Source organism: Providencia sp. PROV201 (genome assembly GCF_028479545.1).
Classification (GTDB): domain Bacteria; phylum Pseudomonadota; class Gammaproteobacteria; order Enterobacterales; family Enterobacteriaceae; genus Providencia; species Providencia huaxiensis.
Window position 1 is genome coordinate 1 of record NZ_JAMPNW010000022.1, and the last position, 16,600, is coordinate 16,600.

Here is a 16,600-nt window from a genome sequence, read left to right on the forward strand (position 1 = left end):
ACTAGCGTGCTAATTATCTTGTGTTTTTCCTCTTTTCTCTTTTTTTTCTTTTTTATTTCTTTATTCCTGTATTTCTTACGCTATTCCTCCCCTTTTCATCTCTTTGGCTTATGGAAAGCCATTAATACATCTTTACCGCTGATCGTGGTGAATAGAATTGTTGGAACTAAAGTAGTAAGTAACAGCTCACTTATTTCTTAATTAAGTGCAGGTAAGTCAATAAAATCAAACTCAGCTTTACAGTAAGGGCAATAGGGGGTGGGTTAGGTGAGTTTATCTCTCCGAGTACAATTGCTGTGTGATTTGACTCTCTGGATGATAGGTAATTTATGATCTATTAAAAAAAATAATGACTTAATGAAACTATCTGACAGAATTGGCCTTAACCTGATCTGTAATGTTTATAATCTTAATGGTTTTTATGGTGTTAATTAAGTGACCCAAAGAAGTCATTTCTTGAACAATAAACTCATTAATATCAATAGATAAAAGTAAATTAATCAATTTTACTCATATGTAAGTTTACTATTTTGTTAGTTTATTTTTAATAAATAAGTGCTCGATTGTTTATTTTTTTATATAAAAATTGTTAAATTGATGTTTCAATTTCTTACATTTATACTGTGTTAAGTAGTTAATGGTATATCCAGCTATCATGTTACCGATGAAGTTTGCTTATAAGTGAAATTTTCAAAGGAAAGAAACTTACATCCCGATATGAAAGATAGGCCGGCTAAGCAAGTTATACCTTTTAATGGATGGTATTTCGTGTAAACAATATTTGTATAGCAAAGGTGGGTCATATGAATAAATCAAAAAGCGCTAATCATCGAATTTTCGACCAAATTATTTCTGTAAACAAACAGAAAGAAAATGAGTTTAATAATGGCCAAGATGGCGCAACGATTCTTTCTTTATTAGTGATGTTTTTTGTTCCTTTTTTACTGTTAAATGCGCTGAGAAATACCCTTGGCATTGACTATAGCTTTGCCACTGTCATTGGAATGCTCGCTATCAGTGGGTTTATTACCGCAGTGCTGTATAAAAAATTAAAACTGGGTTCCCAATTCGCAGATAAAAATATTGTATTAGACCAGCTACTTTCTCGTTACACGCCGAAAAACAAGCAAGAATTTAAAAAATTACAAGAAGAAAGAAAAACAAGTTCAGCAGAGTTTTATTCACTAGTAGAAAATTGGGCTGATGTAGAAAGACAACACTATGCAAGATAGTATCGAATAACGAAAACAAAAATAAGTTTTTTAATATTATTAATATCCTTCTTTTCTCTACATAGAAAGAAGGATTTTTTTTACACAAAACTTATGAGTAATAGGGGCAAATTATACTATCAATTCCTTTATGTGAGTTCATTTAGCCTGTTGATTTATTAGATAAAATTAAGAAAATCAATGGTGAAACTAGTGTAGGCTTAAATAAACTATTAATAAAAAACGGCTCGATACACTGAGCCGTTTGGTGTGGCAATAAAGTTAGGTTTAGTGTGATTTACCCTGTTCAATACCTAGTCCAATTTGTGAACGAACAAATTGCTCTTTAAAGCGCTCTCTTTCCATTTTTCCTTGTTCGGAATTATCCGTCACCGAGAATAACCATGAAGCAATAAATGCAACAGCCATGGAGAAAAGTGCTGGATATTCATATGGATATATAGGTTTTTCATGATGAAGAATGCTAACCCAGATGGTTGGTCCTAAAATCATCAGGACAACTGCGGTAATTAAACCGAACCATCCACCAGCCAATGCACCGCGAGTTGTCAGCTTACGCCAGTACATCGACAGTAAAATGATCGGGAAGTTACAACTGGCAGCGATAGAAAAGGCTAAACCAACCATGAAGGCAATATTTTGTTTTTCAAACAAAATACCTAAACCAATCGCAACAAAACCTAAGATAACAACGGTAATTTTAGAGACACGTAATTCATCTTTTTCATCTGCTTTACCATTTTTCATTGCCATCGCATACAAGTCATGGGAAACCGCAGAGGCACCCGCTAGTGTTAAACCGGCAACAACAGCAAGGATGGTGGCAAAGGCAACCGCAGAAATAAAGCCTAAGAAGAAGTTACCACCGACGGCATCTGCAAGGTGAACAGCTGCCATATTTGTTCCACCGATAAGTGCTCCAGTTGCATCTTTAAATGCAGGATTGGAACTGACTAGAACGATGGCACCAAAACCAATAATAAAGGTTAATATGTAAAAATAACCAATAAAGCCAGTGGCATAGAACACACTTTTACGCGCTTCTTTTGCATCACTGACTGTGAAGAATCGCATAATTATGTGAGGGAGACCTGCAGTACCAAACATCAAAGCAAGACCAAGGGATAAGGCGGATATTGGGTCGGAAACCAGTCCTCCCGGGCTCATAATGGCAATACCATTTTTATGAACTTCAACCGCTTCTTTAAACAGAGTGTTAAAATTAAAGCCAACATGCTTCATAACCATAACGGCCATGAATGTTGCACCTGCTAATAACAAGATGGCTTTAATAATTTGCACCCAAGTTGTGGCTAACATTCCACCAAATAGGACATATAGCACCATCAAGATACCCACGATAACAACCGCGACGTGGTAATTGAGACCAAATAACAATTCAATCAATTTACCCGCGCCAACCATTTGAGCGATAAGGTACAGTGCAACAACAACTAGAGAGCCAACCGCAGATAGAATACGAATGGGTCTTTGTTTTAATCGATAAGAAGCGACATCAGCGAAGGTATAACGACCTAAATTACGTAAGCGCTCGGCAATTAAGAATAGAATGATCGGCCAGCCAATTAAGAAGCCAATTGAATAAATCAGGCCATCATAGCCAGAAGTATAAACCAGAGCAGAGATCCCTAAGAAGGAGGCAGCAGACATAAAGTCGCCAGCGATAGCCATCCCGTTTTGGAAACCGGTAATTTTCCCACCCGCAGTGTAGTAATCAGAGCGAGAACGCGTTCTTTTTGACGCCCAGTAGGTAATATATAAAGTGAAGCCGACAAACAGTAAGAACATCACAATTGCCTGAATATTCACAGGCTGGCGTTCAACATCCCCTGTCAATGCATCAGAAAACGCCATTGATGAGGTAAAAAAGAGAATGAGTGAGAGCAATATTTTCATTTTTCTACCTCTTTTAAAATTTCTGCGGTTAAACGGTCGTATTCACCGTTGGCTCGGATAACGTAAAGCCCAGTGAGTACAAATGAAATGACAATTAGGCCGACACCAACAGGGATCCCTCTTGTGATGTATGAACCTTCGGATATCGGTGTTCCTAGCCAGCTTGGGTCAAAAGCGATAAGAAAAATAAATCCAACATACAGCACGAGCGTTATTATTGATAACAACCATGAAAAGCGACTACGTTTCCTAACCAGTTCTTTAAAGCGAGGGTTATCCTCTACCTTTTCGTAAGCAGTAGCATTCATCAGAGTTCTCCTCTGTTATACTCGTCATACTTCAAGCTGCAGCATTGTTGACTGCACCTCGAATTATTTAGAGTAAACCATCTTGTTGGGATGTATGTAAGGCCGCCTCAATGAGTTGGCCTTTTAGCGTTATGACATACTCATAGACTGTTTTTCTTCGAGTAGTTTTTCGACAACACCTGGATCGGCCAGAGTGGAGGTATCTCCAAAATTACTGGTGTCCCCTGATGCAATTTTACGTAGGATACGACGCATGATTTTACCGGAACGGGTTTTGGGTAGTGAATCCGTCCAGTGAAGAACATCTGGTGTAGCAATTGGGCCAATTTCTTTACGAACCCAATTACGAACTTCGGTGTATAGCTCTGGTGATGGCTCAACCCCAGATATTAATGTGACATAAGCGTAGATTGCTTGGCCTTTAATATTATGAGGAATACCGACCACAGCTGCTTCAGCCACTTTCGGATGTGCTACGAGGGCGGATTCTATTTCTGCCGTACCTAGACGGTGGCCCGAAATATTCAGTACATCGTCAACACGGCCGGTAATCCAATAGTAACCATCTTCATCACGACGAGCACCATCACCGCTAAAGTACATGCCTTTAAAGGTTGAGAAATAGGTTTGCTCGAAGCGTTCGTGATCGCCAAATAAGGTTCGGGCTTGACCCGGCCATGAATCAACAATCACTAAGTTACCTTCTGTGGCGCCTTCTATAGGTTCACCAAGGTTATCAACTAACGCAGGGCGAACACCGAAGAATGGCAATGTTGCAGACCCCGGTTTTAACATAGTTGCTCCCGGGAGCGGTGTGATCATGAAACCACCCGTTTCCGTTTGCCACCAGGTATCAACCACTGGACAACGGCTATTACCAATTTTTTTATAGAACCATTCCCAAGCTTCAGGGTTAATGGGTTCCCCCACGGAGCCGAGAATTCGTAATGAGCTGCGGTCAGTACCTTCAATGGCTTTATCGCCTTCAGCCATTAATGCGCGGATGGCGGTTGGCGCAGTATAAAGGATATTGATTTGGTGTTTATCAACCACCTGGCTCATTCGGTTAACTGATGGGTAATTAGGTACCCCTTCGAACATTAATGTTTTAGCGCCATTGGATAATGGCCCATATAACAAATAACTATGGCCTGTTACCCAGCCGACATCAGCAGTACACCAATAGACTTCACCCGGATGGTAGTCGAAGGTGTACTTGAATGTCAGTGTGGCATAAACCAAATAACCGCCAGTGGTATGCAGAACGCCTTTTGGCTTACCTGTAGAACCCGAGGTGTACAGGATAAAGAGCGGGTCTTCTGCGTTGATTTCTTCAGGAGGGCAGTCTGCACTGACCCCTTTGATGACGTCGTGCCACCAGAGATCACGGCCTTCTACCCAGCTCGGTGCGTTACCTGTGCGTTGGTAAACAATCACATGAGAAACCGTAGTGACTTGCGGATTAGCGAGTGCGTCATCCACATTTTTCTTTAATGGAATTGCACGGCCAGCACGTAAGCCTTCATCTGCGGTGATGATGAGCTTCGCTTTACAGTCAATAACGCGACCAGAGACAGCTTCAGGGGAGAAACCAGCAAAAATGACCGTATGTATCGCGCCAATACGGGCACAGGCTAGCATCGCGACAGCAGCTTCAACAACCATAGGCATGTAAATGGCGACAACATCGCCTTTACGAATACCTTGTTGTTTCAGGACATTAGCAAACTGACATACATCATGGTGCAGTTCGCGGTAAGTAACATTTTTTGACGATAAAGGGTCATCGCCTTCCCAAATAATCGCTGTTTGGTCACCTTTTTCAGCCAGATGGCGATCTAAACAGTTAGCACTTAAATTTAATGTACCGTCTTCAAACCAGCGGATATCAATATGGCCGGGGTCGAAAGAGGTGTTCTTGACACGAGTGTAAGGTTTAATCCAATCAACGATTTTTCCTTTTTCGCCCCAAAATCCTTCAGGGTCTTGAATCGAGCGTTGGTACTCATCGTTATACTGTTGTTCGTTTATCAGGGCATTTTTTGCAATTTCAGCAGGAACGGGATGTTTAGTTATTTGAGTCATATTATTATCTCCTTGCAAATGTTAATACTATGTCAAAAAATGGTTAACTAAAGCACGAATTTTAAATTTGTTTTTCTTTTGCGCGGAAGATCACGTATTAATTGTAATGAGATTTGCAGGATTATCATTTGATGCTAAATATCAAATTGAAATATAAGACTAAAAATATAACAAAAGGTAGATTTAAAGAAAAATAAAAGGTGGGGTTATTGGTATTAGTTACTGAATAAACGAGCTCTCATAGCGAATATAAATATCCATATGTTTACTGTGGGTTTGATAATGATTTTCATTAACAGTAAAATAACTATAATAGATAGTAATTCACAAGGTGCGAAGTTACGCAAGTGTTTACCCTATGAGCCTTGTGGTAAAAATGAGAAACATAGCGGTATTTACGTCACTGGAGACAATAATATGAGTTATACATTACCTGCTTTACCTTATGCTTATGATGCATTGGAACCACACTTTGACAAGCAAACCATGGAAATCCACCATACTAAGCATCATCAAACCTATGTGACTAACACCAATACAGCGTTAGAAAAACTGCCTGAATTAGCGGGTTTAGATATCGATGTTCTGATCCAAAAATTAGACCAAATCCCTGCTGATCAACGTACGTTTGTCCGTAATAACGCGGGTGGACATTCAAATCACAGCATGTTCTGGAAAGGTTTGAAATTAAATACTGAATTAAAAGGCGAACTGAAAGCTGCGATTGAACGTGATTTCGGTAGCGTTGATGCATTTAAAGAACTGTTTGAAAAAGCCGCTGCAACCCGTTTCGGTTCTGGCTGGGCGTGGCTGGTTCTGAAAGATGACGGTAAATTAGCTGTTGTTTCAACAGCGAACCAAGACAATCCATTAATGGGTGAGGCTATTTCAGGTGCATCTGGTTACCCAATCATCGGTTTAGATGTATGGGAACACGCTTATTATCTGAAATTCCAAAACCGCCGCCCTGATTATATTAAAGCATTCTGGTCAGTTGTGAACTGGGATGAAGCTGCGGCACGTTTTGCAGCAAAAGCTAAATAATTTTATAAGATAATTTATTTACCATAAGCGTAGCGTTAATGCTGCGCTTTTTTATTTATACCCCACCCGATTGTTATCTCTATTGGCATTCTTTATGATGAAGGTTTCGTCACCTATTTATGTGGAGAGTGCCGCCCATGTTATTCCTTCCCCAAGTCTTTATCGGTAAAGTCCAAGCAACCCAGTCCTGTGGGCACAGCGCTATTCATAAGCAAGCTGCCGATGGGTTATTGATGTTAGGGCAATTAGGGCTTGAGGGGGATGAACAAGCTGAAAAACGCTTCCATGGCGGGCCTGATAGAGCTCTTTGCCATTATCCACGTGACCATTATGACTTTTGGGCTAGTGCGTATCCAGATTTAGCGGATTTATTTATTGCCTCCGCATTTGGAGAAAATATATCAACGCTGGGTATGACAGAAGAAAACGTATTTATTGGGGATATTTTTGCTTGGGGTGATGCGCGCATTCAGGTCACGCAACCTCGTTCCCCTTGTTATAAGCTCAATGGGTTAACAGGAATTGAAAATTTTGCACAGATGATGCAAGACAATGGGCGCTGTGGTTGGCTGTACCGTGTCATTAAAACGGGCAATGTTAGTGAAAATGCGCCATTAACATTATTGAGCCGCAATAGTGATATCTCGGTACAAGAAGCCATTATGATTGCATTTCACGCCCCTTATGATGAAGAGTTATATCAGCGCCTTTTAAGCGCAGCAGGGTTATCTGCAAGTTGGAGCTTAACCATGCAAAACCGTTTAGATAACCACCGCATTGAAGAGTTTAAGCACCGTCTGTTTGGTAAGCGTTAATCACCAGTGAAAAGCCATTGGGCGCTTATAGCAAAGGGAGTATTTAGCCATAAGCGCTTGCTAGCAATATAACGTGCGATACTAAGAATGCCTATGTCTTAGGCGTTTGTTGTATAAACTGTTGGTACCACGGGATATTCGCCATTAATTCGGGATGTGTCCCCTGAGCGATCACGTTCCCGTTCTCCATATACACAATAGAGTCTGCTTGGCGTGCAAGATTGGGCAGGTGGGTGACGATGACCCGTGTTTGCTGTTTGGCTTGAGTTATAAGGTCAATCACTGAGGCGGTATTGACGTTATCAAGGCTTGCCGTTGGTTCATCCATTAAAATGATGTCAGGGTGCTGTAGCATTAGCCTCGCAATACACAGTCGTTGCCTTTGGCCGCCAGAAAGTTGCATACCACCGGCACCAACCTCTTTCTCTAAGAACTCATGATTGGCTGTAAAATTAAGTTGTGTCAGTAATGTGCTGATAGCCCGGTCATCAATATTATCATCATCAAGTATCAAGTTTTGGCGTACGCTACCGTAAAATAAACGGCTGTCTTGTAATAAGATCCCCCGGCTAGCGCACAACACTGCTTGTGATAGGGTTTTAATATTTTGACTACCATAATTCACACAGCCCTGTGTTGGGTCTTGTAAGCGAGCAAGCAAGCCTAATAATGTACTTTTCCCTGCTCCTGATGGGCCTACAATGACGGTAAGCGTATGTTCCTTAAAAGTAAGGTTTATATTTTGCAGAATGCATTTTTTATTATCACTGTAAAATGATAATTGTTCACAGCTAACGCTATTGATGGTGGGCGCTGATGTACGATAAGGAAACACCAACACTGGAGTCTGCAAGGCTTTCTCGATTTGTTGAACTGCTTTTTTCATCTGCCTAATTGATTGGTCTAAATGAGAAAGCAGCCACATAGGTTCAATTAAGCGAGCTAATAAAACTAACCCTGCTAGCCACATGTTTAGTGGCATCTTTGCATGATCAACTAAATAAATACCGAATCCAAAGAGCGTAATAAACGCAGTTTGCACCATCAATGAAAATAATAAGTGAAATGGCAAACTTCTTCGTTGTAGCTGTTTTTGAGTTTGATATTGGGACGCTAAGGCAAGTTTAGGGTGCAGTTGCTCATGGTGAGCGCTTGAGCGACGAATTAATGGCTGGTGGAGGGCATATTGATTGAGTGCACTCACTGCTTGTTGTTCTGACTCATGAACGGCTTGCTCAAAAAAGGCAACTTTAGTGGCGGAAAAACGTAAGGATATTAATAAAATACTGATTATAAATAGTAAAATGGCACCAAAACTAATTTGATAAATTAAAGCGCCAATTACGATAGTGCAGGGTGTTACTAACCCACTGATAATTGGGTGTAATAAATGTGCGGGCACAGACATAACCTGTGAAACAGGCCCTGAAATTAGCTGATTACTGTTTGATATGGGTTGTAATGAAAGCGGTAGATGGCGAATAAGTGCCGTAGCAAGATAACGCATCACCAACCCCCCAGCAAAATAGCCTTTTTGAGTGGCGATAAATGTTACGGCTAATGCAGATAAACTAGAAAGAGCGAAAAGGGTTAATGGCATCGTGGTATCAAGGTGCCAATCTAAAATAACAACAAATAAAAATAACCCGCTAACACCCTCTAAAACAGCACTTAGCGTCATCCAAAATATGGCATTACGTACTGTGTACAATAAACGCTTAAGCACAGTCATCCTCCAGAGCGCGTAAAAGTTGCTGATAGGGTTCTGACTGCATTGAAAGTTGTTGATGCGAGCCTTGTGCGATTAATTTCCCGCTGTCTAACAGCAATACGCGATCTACTAGACCCAAGCCACTTAAGTCATGGGTAATTAATACACAGGTTCGTGGCTCGGTATGCAATAAATTCAGAACCCGTTGTGCATTTTGTGGGTCAAGTGCGGATGTTGGCTCATCAAGCAGTAATAAAGGCGCTGGTGATAGCAGCGCACGTGCAATGGCAAGGCGTTGAGCTTCCCCACCGGACAGCTGCATATCTTGTTCTATTACGGCATCCAGCCCTTTAGGTTGTTGTTTCACAAGCGATAATAAGTTGAGCGCATCAAGGTAACGGTACATTTCATCTTCAGTGGCATTTGGGGCAAACAACTGTAGATTTTCACGTACAGAACAAGGTAAGGATGGGGTGTTTTGCATGACGATGGAAACCGTACGGTTCAAACTGGTTAATGATAGCTGTGGTAATGGAACCGAGTTAAAGAGCACATTTCCTACTGTTGGGTCTAAAAAGCGCGCCATAAGCTGTAATAAAGTACTCTTCCCCGCACCTGATGCCCCGACTATAGCCATAAATTCGTTGGGAGCAACGGTGATGTTAATATTCGATAATATTGGGTTATTACCTATTTTAACGTCAACTTGAACAAGTTTGAGCTCACCTTGGGACGTGCTAACGTCTTTTTCTCCGTAATGCATATCTGGTTCAGCGAGAAGTTGGTGAATACGCTCTGATGCATTGACAGCAAGGTTTAAGGCGTCTGCGCCATGCCCCATTGCTGCAACAGGTGCAGCGATACTGCTAATTAATAAAATGAATAAAATCACTTGAGCAAGAGGTACGGGCTCAGGTAGTAATGAAACCCCTACAATTACCCATAATGAAAGCAATGTGCTGCTGATACCGACTTGGGTCAGTGAGCTCAAGGCGCCTATTTTGCTTATCCATCGATGAAAGGCGATTTCAAATTGAGATAAAGCTTGTGATGCTTTTTTTTGAATTGATTGGTTGGGGTATTGCCTAGCTTGTAGCGGGTTATCTGCGAGTTCCGCGTATTGTTCATATAGGAAGCCCATTGCCTGGTTACGTGAGGTGTAGAGTGCCTGATAGCGTACAGAACGCATTTGTCTAAATAAAAAAATAGAGGCAATTAATGGCATTAAGCAAAAAAGGGTGAGCAGTACATTTTGCCATAATAGAATAAGAGTCGCTGCTGTGGGGACGATAATTAGTTTTGTGATATCTGCGGGGGCGTGAGCAGTTAATTGATGCAACCCACGCACATCACGCTCCGCAATTTGCAAAAAACCGTCTCTACCGTGTTGGGCAAAGTGATTTAGTGGGAGTTTTTCTATTTTATTAAGAAGTTGTAGTCTAACGTGGTAGCAGAGGTGGTTATCCGTTTGATGTGTTAAATACAAAGCAAGAGTTTGGCAAATTAGCCAACTTACACCACCAATAGACGCAATAACGACCCACTCATAATATTGATGAACGGGTGCGGCAGCAACTTGGCTAATTGCTATTAATGGAATGAGTGAACAGAGGCCTGCAATAGCTTGTAAAATAAGTGCAAATAATAATGTGAAGCGATAGGGACAAAGTTGTTCCCAAAGTGCGCGGTACATGCGAAACCTCCATTGCGAATCCATCACTTTAATTTATTTCGCTTTGTTATCGTGAATTAGTTGTTTTGCTTGCCAGACTATTTGTTTTGTTTGCAGGCTTTAATTGGCCGTATTCATTTTTAAAGCGCTTTTTTGGGGTTTTTAGTAAGATGGTGATATTGCGATTGGGAATGTTAAGGGGCGTGAGATGCAATATGATTTAAACGATCTCTACTATTTTGTGAAAGTTGTCGAATATGGTGGTTTTTCACAAGCGGGTCTGGCGCTAGGGATCCCTAAGTCTAAATTAAGTCGTCGCATCGCAGAATTAGAACAAAAGTTAAATGTTTCATTGATTTATCGTTCTACTCGCCAGTTTCATGTCACAGAAGTAGGGCAAGTATTTTATCAGCAGTGTAAAAATGTGGTTGATGAAGCTGAAATTGCTCATGAATTGATATGTTCTGTTCAGTCTCACCCTAAAGGGATAATTAAATTATCGTGCCCCGTCGCGCTATTGCAAGTTTATCTCAATGAATTACTTGTTAATTTTATGGTGCAATATCCTGATATCGACATTCAAATTTTAGCAGTTAACCGACCTGTTGATGTGATCAGTGAAGGGTTGGATTTAGCTATTCGCGTGCGCTCATTACCACTGGATGATTCAGGCTTAATGATGAAGGTACTTGGGTATTCACGACGTATATTAGTGGCTAGCCCACAATTATTCACAGAGCGGGGTGAACTTACTGAACCAGAAAAGCTGGTGGATTACCCAATGTTAGCGAATACGGAGCACTCACAAAATTACACGTTAACCCTTAAAAATAGTGATGATCTTAGTTTTACGCAGCATTTTACCCCCAAGTTAGCGACAACCGATATCTTAACGTTATACCATGCGGCACTGAAAGGTGTCGGGATAGCAAGGCTGCCTTATGGTGTGGTAGAAAAAGACATTGGGTCAGGGAGTCTGGTAGAGGTATTACCGAAATGGCAGTTTCCTGAAGATATCATTCATGCTGTATATCCATCACGCAAAGGGTTGTTGCCATCAATTCAATTACTCTTGAATTATTTGGCCGATAATATTTCACCGTCGGTGAAATAAATTTCCCCGATAGCGCATTAGGCTATCAGGGAAATATTCGTCATTTATTGTGTTTCAGGAATGCGCCCAAATTTCCCACTGTTGAAATCATTTATGGCTTCATTGATTTCTTGAACAGTATTCATCACAAAAGGGCCGTAGCCAACAACTGGCTCGTCAATGGGATCGCCACTGAGCAGCAGTACTAATGCGTCTTCCGTAGCTTCCAGCAGAATATTACTGTCTGTATCGTCGAGGATCATCAACTCGCCTTCGTTTAAAGCGGAACGACCATCAACAAACATTGAGCCGCGTAACATGACTAAACCAACATGGCGCCCCGCTTTGGTTGGGATACCCACAGTTTTACCTTTGTTCAACTGTAAATCCCATACATCTAATGGGCTAAAAGTTTTTGCTGCACCTCTATTGCCTAAATAGTCACCAGCGATCACTCGCAATGTACCTGCATCATTGGGTAATGCAACTTTTGGCATGCTTTGGCTTTCTAACAATTGGTAGCCGGGGGCCGCTGATTTGTCTTTTGCTGGCAAATTGACCCACAGTTGCACCATATCAAGTGTGCCACCTTTTTTCATGAAGGTATCAGACTGATACTCTTGATGCAAAATACCGGACGCCGCAGTCATCCACTGAACATCACCAGGGCCTATCACACCGCCTTCACCCGTAGAGTCATGGTGAGCCACTTCGCCATCATACACAATCGTGACTGTTTCAAACCCACGGTGTGGGTGCTCACCAACGCCTCTGTTTGCTGAGTTTGAGCTTGGGAAATCAAAAGGCCCCGCTCTGTCGAGTAAAATAAACGGATTAAGGTATTTCCCATGATCGTTATAGCTAAACATTGAACGGACAGGGAAGCCGTCTCCTACCCAATGGCTGCGAGGAGATTGATAGATACCAATAATTTTTTTCATGGTTTTGCTCCTAAATTGTTTTGATGACTGAATAATAAAGGAGCTAATAATGAGGGGGTAGTGGCAAAAATAGGTTTCATTGTTGCAGTAATAGAACAATAGAATAAGCACTGATAATTCTATTTATAGAACAGTGTTTATCAAAAACTGGACTACTCAGCCTTAAATCGATGAATTAATCTAAATAACACAAAAACGGAGCGGCTATCGTTCTATTTTTAAATCAAAAACAGCTTTCATATTTTATCGATTGAGAGGTTTCATCATGAGTAGTCCAGCTAATTTTAATGGTCAACGTCCTGCTATTAACCCAGAAGATGCGGTGATGTTATTAATCGATCATCAGAGTGGTTTATTTCAAACTGTAGGTGATATGCCAATGACGGAATTGCGTGCTCGCGCCGCTGTTCTGGCTAAAATGGCATCTCTTGAAAAAATTCCCGTAATAACAACGGCTTCTGTACCTCAAGGCCCAAACGGTCCGTTGATCCCAGAAATTCATCAAAATGCACCACATGCACAATATATTGCACGCCGCGGTGAAATTAATGCATGGGATAACCCAGAGTTTGTGGCGGCCGTGAAAGCAACAGGTAAAAAACAACTGATTATTGCTGGAACTATTACCAGTGTTTGTATGGCGTTCCCTGCGATTAGTGCGGTGATGGATGGCTACCAAGTATTTGTGGTGATTGATGCATCAGGGACTTACAGCAAAATGGCGCAAGAAATTACCTTGGCTCGAGTTGTTCAAGCGGGGGTGGTGCCGATGGATACTGCTGCGGTTGCTTCAGAATTACAAGGGACTTGGAACCGTGAAGATGCAGCTGAATGGGCAATGGCTTACACGCAAATCTTCCCTGCCTATCAATTATTAATTGAAAGCTACAGCAAAGCACAAGAAGTTCTGAAAAATAATGAGCAATTAGATTCAGAGCGTTAATTAAAGAAATACTCACGATATTTAACTCACGAAATGAAATAAGGCTGCCTTTATTACGAATAAGGGCAGTTTATTTGCACTTAAAGTTTAAGGAACGTACATGAAAAAGCTAGCTTTACCTTTATTGGCATCTTTATTTGTTTTTGGAACCGCTCAGGCGGCTGACTATAAATTAGACCCAACACATACGAAAGCGGTGTTCTATATTGACCATTTTAATACTTCAACCAATAGCGGTGGATTTCATAATATTACGGGCGATATGACTTATTCTCTGGAAAAACAAACAGGTAGCGTGAATGTTATCATCCCTGCGGAAACATTAAATACAGGTTTACCTGCATTCGGCAATCATATCAAAAGTGCAGATATGTTAGATGTTGCCAAGTACCCAACGATTGAATTTAAGTCGTCTAAATGGAATTTCGTTGATAACAAGCCTGTTTCTATTGACGGTGTACTGACAATGAAAGGCGAATCACACCCTATTCAATTAAAAACAACAAAGTTTGGTTGTTACTTCAGCCCAATTTTTAAAGCGGATGTTTGTGGTGGTGATTTTGAAGCAACTATTGATCGTACACAGTGGGGTATCGATTTCTTAGTGAAAGATGGTATGACTCAGAATGTCACTATCAAGATCCAGGCAGAAGCCATTAAACAATAATTTGTGGTAATAAGTACAAGAAAGTAAAGGATTAATCATGTTGAATTTCAAAAAAAATACCGTTGTGACATCAACACTATTAGCTGTTGCTTTAACATTAGGGACGGCTCAAGCTGCTGAATATAAAGCGAGCGATAAAGAAGGCCCAATTAAAATTGTCAATTTGGATGAGCTAGAAAGCCAAGTGGCAAAAAATATGGAAAAAGGCGCTTTTGGCTACATCCGTGGTGGTGCTGAAGATGAGCTGAATTTAAATAAAAATACGCAGCATTTTGATAAAAAATACATTATGCCACGTGTGATGCAAGGTATTGAAATTTCAGATATTGATTTATCAACTGATTTTTTAGGTATTAAACTTAAAACACCGATTATTCAGGCGCCGATGGCGGCTCAAGGTCTCGCTCATAAAGAGGGTGAAATAGCGACTGCAAAAGGTATGGCTAAAGCAGGTTCTATTTTTTCTCTCAGTACTTATGGCAATAAAACTATTGAAGAAGTTGCGGAAGTTTCGGGAAATAACCCATTCTTTTTTCAGCTGTATATGAGTAAAAACGAGGCTTTCAATGAATTTACGTTGAAACGGGCTAAAGAAAGTGGTGCTAAAGCGATCATTTTGACGGTGGACTCACCTGTTGGTGGATATCGTGAAGATGATATTCGTAATAATTTTCAGTTTCCGTTAGGTTTTGCCAATTTAGAACTATTTGCTCAGCAAAATAGCGATGGCTCGAAAACAGGTAAAGGTGCTGGGATCAGTGAAATTTATGCGCAAGCGAAGCAAGCATTTACGCCAGCAGATATTCAATATGTGAAAAAATTGTCAGGTTTACCGGTTATTGTCAAAGGTATTCAATCACCTGAAGATGCTGATGTTGTGATAAAAGCTGGCGCGGATGCTATTTGGGTGTCTAATCATGGTGGTCGTCAATTAGACAGTGGTCCTGCATCTTTTGATGTGTTGCCGTCAATTGCAAAAGTAGTGAATAAACGTGTTCCTATTGTTTTTGACAGTGGTGTACGCCGTGGTTCACATGTATTTAAAGCTTTAGCGAGTGGTGCTGATGTTGTGGCTGTAGGCCGTCCTATTCTTTATGGATTAAATTTAGGTGGTGCAGAAGGGGTTAATTCTGTCATTCAGCAATTAAATAAAGAATTATCTATCAATATGATGTTAGGTGGTGCGAAAAATATTGAAGGTGTAAAAGCAACTCAGTTATATACCGACAAAGATTTTCAATAATTAAAGTTAAACTCATTGGTTAATGAAAAACGGGAAAAATATCCCGTTTTTTTGTTATAAGCAAAAGCGAAGACTAAGCTGTGAATCCACCATCAATATTTAAATTTGCTCCCGTGATATAAGCAGCAGCAGGGCTAGCTAAGTACAATACAAAATCAGCAATTTCATCAGCACTAGCGTAGCGTTTTAAGGCCATTATTTGTTTCAGACTCTCTGCAAACTCGCCTTGTTCTGGGTTCATATCTGTATTTACGGGGCCTGGCTGAACGTTATTGACCGTTATCCCTCTTGAAGCCACATCTCTAGCCATGCCTTTTGTTAAGCCAATGATGGCTGATTTACTCATCGCGTAGGCAGACCCGCCTTCAAATGGCACTCGCTCTGAGTTGACACTGCCAATGTGAATTATTCGTCCATTATCATTCATAACCGCTAATGCGGATTGGCTGGCAATAAATAAGCTGCGTACATTTAGGGAATAGGAACGATCAAATGACTCTAGAGAGAGGGTTTCTACTGAACCAAATTCAAGAATACCAATACTGTTAATTAAAATATCAATAGATCCAAACTTATCAAATGACTGTTTGATTGCTGCTGTAATTTCATACTCATTAGCACTATTGGCTTTGATAGCCATGACTTTACCGGGAAATTGCGCTGTTTCAGTGATCAATAATTTTGCATTTTCATCTGATGAGGCATAGGTGAAAGTAACATTGGCCCCGTCTCTGGCGAGTTTTTTCACAATAGCCGCACCAATACCACGTGAGCCGCCTTGAACAATAGCATGTTTGTTTTTGAATAACATAGGGTGCCCTTATTATTAATTAAATAATTTAAAATCAATAGATAAGGTATTTAATAGATAAAGATGGGGGGACTCCAGATAGAAAAATAGAAGGAGTCTGTGAAAAAAATTGATTATG

Annotated in this window: 14 protein-coding genes; 7 read left to right on the plus strand and 7 right to left on the minus strand. The window is 40.7% G+C overall.

The features are described 5' to 3' along the window. The first annotated feature begins 803 nt into the window (after window positions 1–803). On the plus strand, window positions 804–1,232 hold the full coding sequence (locus tag PR809_RS16090; protein WP_168222872.1) for a hypothetical protein: 429 nt from the start codon (window positions 804–806) through the stop codon (window positions 1,230–1,232). Between the two features lie 267 nt (window positions 1,233–1,499). On the opposite strand, the gene actP is transcribed toward PR809_RS16090, so the two are convergent. From actP to acs, 3 genes are all read right to left on the minus strand, one after another. Beyond that, entirely contained in the window at window positions 1,500–3,149 is a 1,650-nt protein-coding gene (gene actP, locus PR809_RS16095) for a cation/acetate symporter ActP (protein ID WP_102140124.1), read from the minus strand. After that, complete coding sequence (locus PR809_RS16100; RefSeq protein WP_004906633.1) at window positions 3,146–3,457, minus strand: DUF485 domain-containing protein; 312 nt, start codon at window positions 3,455–3,457, stop codon at window positions 3,146–3,148. The genes actP and PR809_RS16100 overlap by 4 nt, the downstream gene beginning before the upstream one ends. A gap of 129 nt (window positions 3,458–3,586) precedes the next feature. Then, window positions 3,587–5,542 (minus strand): acetate--CoA ligase, encoded by a 1,956-nt coding sequence (acs, locus tag PR809_RS16105; protein ID WP_206276154.1) that lies wholly within the window; start codon window positions 5,540–5,542, stop codon window positions 3,587–3,589. Between the two features lie 417 nt (window positions 5,543–5,959). On the opposite strand from acs, the gene sodA reads away from it, so the two are divergent. After that, on the plus strand, window positions 5,960–6,586 hold the full coding sequence (gene sodA, locus PR809_RS16110; RefSeq protein ID WP_102140159.1) for a superoxide dismutase [Mn]: 627 nt from the start codon (window positions 5,960–5,962) through the stop codon (window positions 6,584–6,586). A gap of 137 nt (window positions 6,587–6,723) precedes the next feature. After that, window positions 6,724–7,401, plus strand: coding sequence for a 6-hydroxyaminopurine reductase (yiiM, locus tag PR809_RS16115; protein ID WP_102140126.1), 678 nt, complete (start codon window positions 6,724–6,726; stop codon window positions 7,399–7,401). Window positions 7,402–7,492: 91 nt separating this feature from the next. Here yiiM and PR809_RS16120 read toward each other — a convergent pair whose 3' ends face one another. Both PR809_RS16120 and PR809_RS16125 read right to left on the minus strand, forming a co-directional pair. Then, window positions 7,493–9,127, minus strand: a complete 1,635-nt coding sequence (locus PR809_RS16120) for an ATP-binding cassette domain-containing protein (protein WP_206276155.1) — start codon at window positions 9,125–9,127, stop codon at window positions 7,493–7,495. Beyond that, window positions 9,120–10,805, minus strand: a complete 1,686-nt coding sequence (locus PR809_RS16125) for an ABC transporter ATP-binding protein (protein WP_206276156.1) — start codon at window positions 10,803–10,805, stop codon at window positions 9,120–9,122. The genes PR809_RS16120 and PR809_RS16125 overlap by 8 nt, the downstream gene beginning before the upstream one ends. Before the next feature lie 187 nt (window positions 10,806–10,992). Here PR809_RS16125 and PR809_RS16130 point away from each other — a divergent pair, with 187 nt between their 5' ends. Next, entirely contained in the window at window positions 10,993–11,898 is a 906-nt protein-coding gene (locus PR809_RS16130; protein ID WP_195697984.1) for a LysR substrate-binding domain-containing protein, read from the plus strand. Between the two features lie 44 nt (window positions 11,899–11,942). On the opposite strand, the gene PR809_RS16135 is transcribed toward PR809_RS16130, so the two are convergent. Next, on the minus strand, window positions 11,943–12,818 hold the full coding sequence (locus tag PR809_RS16135) for a pirin family protein (protein ID WP_102140130.1): 876 nt from the start codon (window positions 12,816–12,818) through the stop codon (window positions 11,943–11,945). A gap of 265 nt (window positions 12,819–13,083) precedes the next feature. On the opposite strand from PR809_RS16135, the gene PR809_RS16140 reads away from it, so the two are divergent. From PR809_RS16140 to PR809_RS16150, 3 genes are all read left to right on the plus strand, one after another. After that, window positions 13,084–13,761: a hydrolase gene (locus tag PR809_RS16140; RefSeq protein ID WP_206276157.1), complete on the plus strand. Its 678-nt coding sequence runs from the start codon at window positions 13,084–13,086 to the stop codon at window positions 13,759–13,761. Between the two features lie 100 nt (window positions 13,762–13,861). Beyond that, the gene (locus PR809_RS16145) at window positions 13,862–14,428 is read left to right on the plus strand and encodes a YceI family protein (protein WP_206276158.1); all 567 of its coding nucleotides are present in this window, start codon (window positions 13,862–13,864) and stop codon (window positions 14,426–14,428) included. Between the two features lie 37 nt (window positions 14,429–14,465). Beyond that, on the plus strand, window positions 14,466–15,671 hold the full coding sequence (locus PR809_RS16150; RefSeq protein ID WP_102140133.1) for a lactate oxidase: 1,206 nt from the start codon (window positions 14,466–14,468) through the stop codon (window positions 15,669–15,671). Window positions 15,672–15,744: 73 nt separating this feature from the next. Here PR809_RS16150 and PR809_RS16155 read toward each other — a convergent pair whose 3' ends face one another. After that, on the minus strand, window positions 15,745–16,482 hold the full coding sequence (locus PR809_RS16155; RefSeq protein ID WP_102140134.1) for a 3-oxoacyl-ACP reductase family protein: 738 nt from the start codon (window positions 16,480–16,482) through the stop codon (window positions 15,745–15,747). Window positions 16,483–16,600 lie beyond the last annotated feature (118 nt).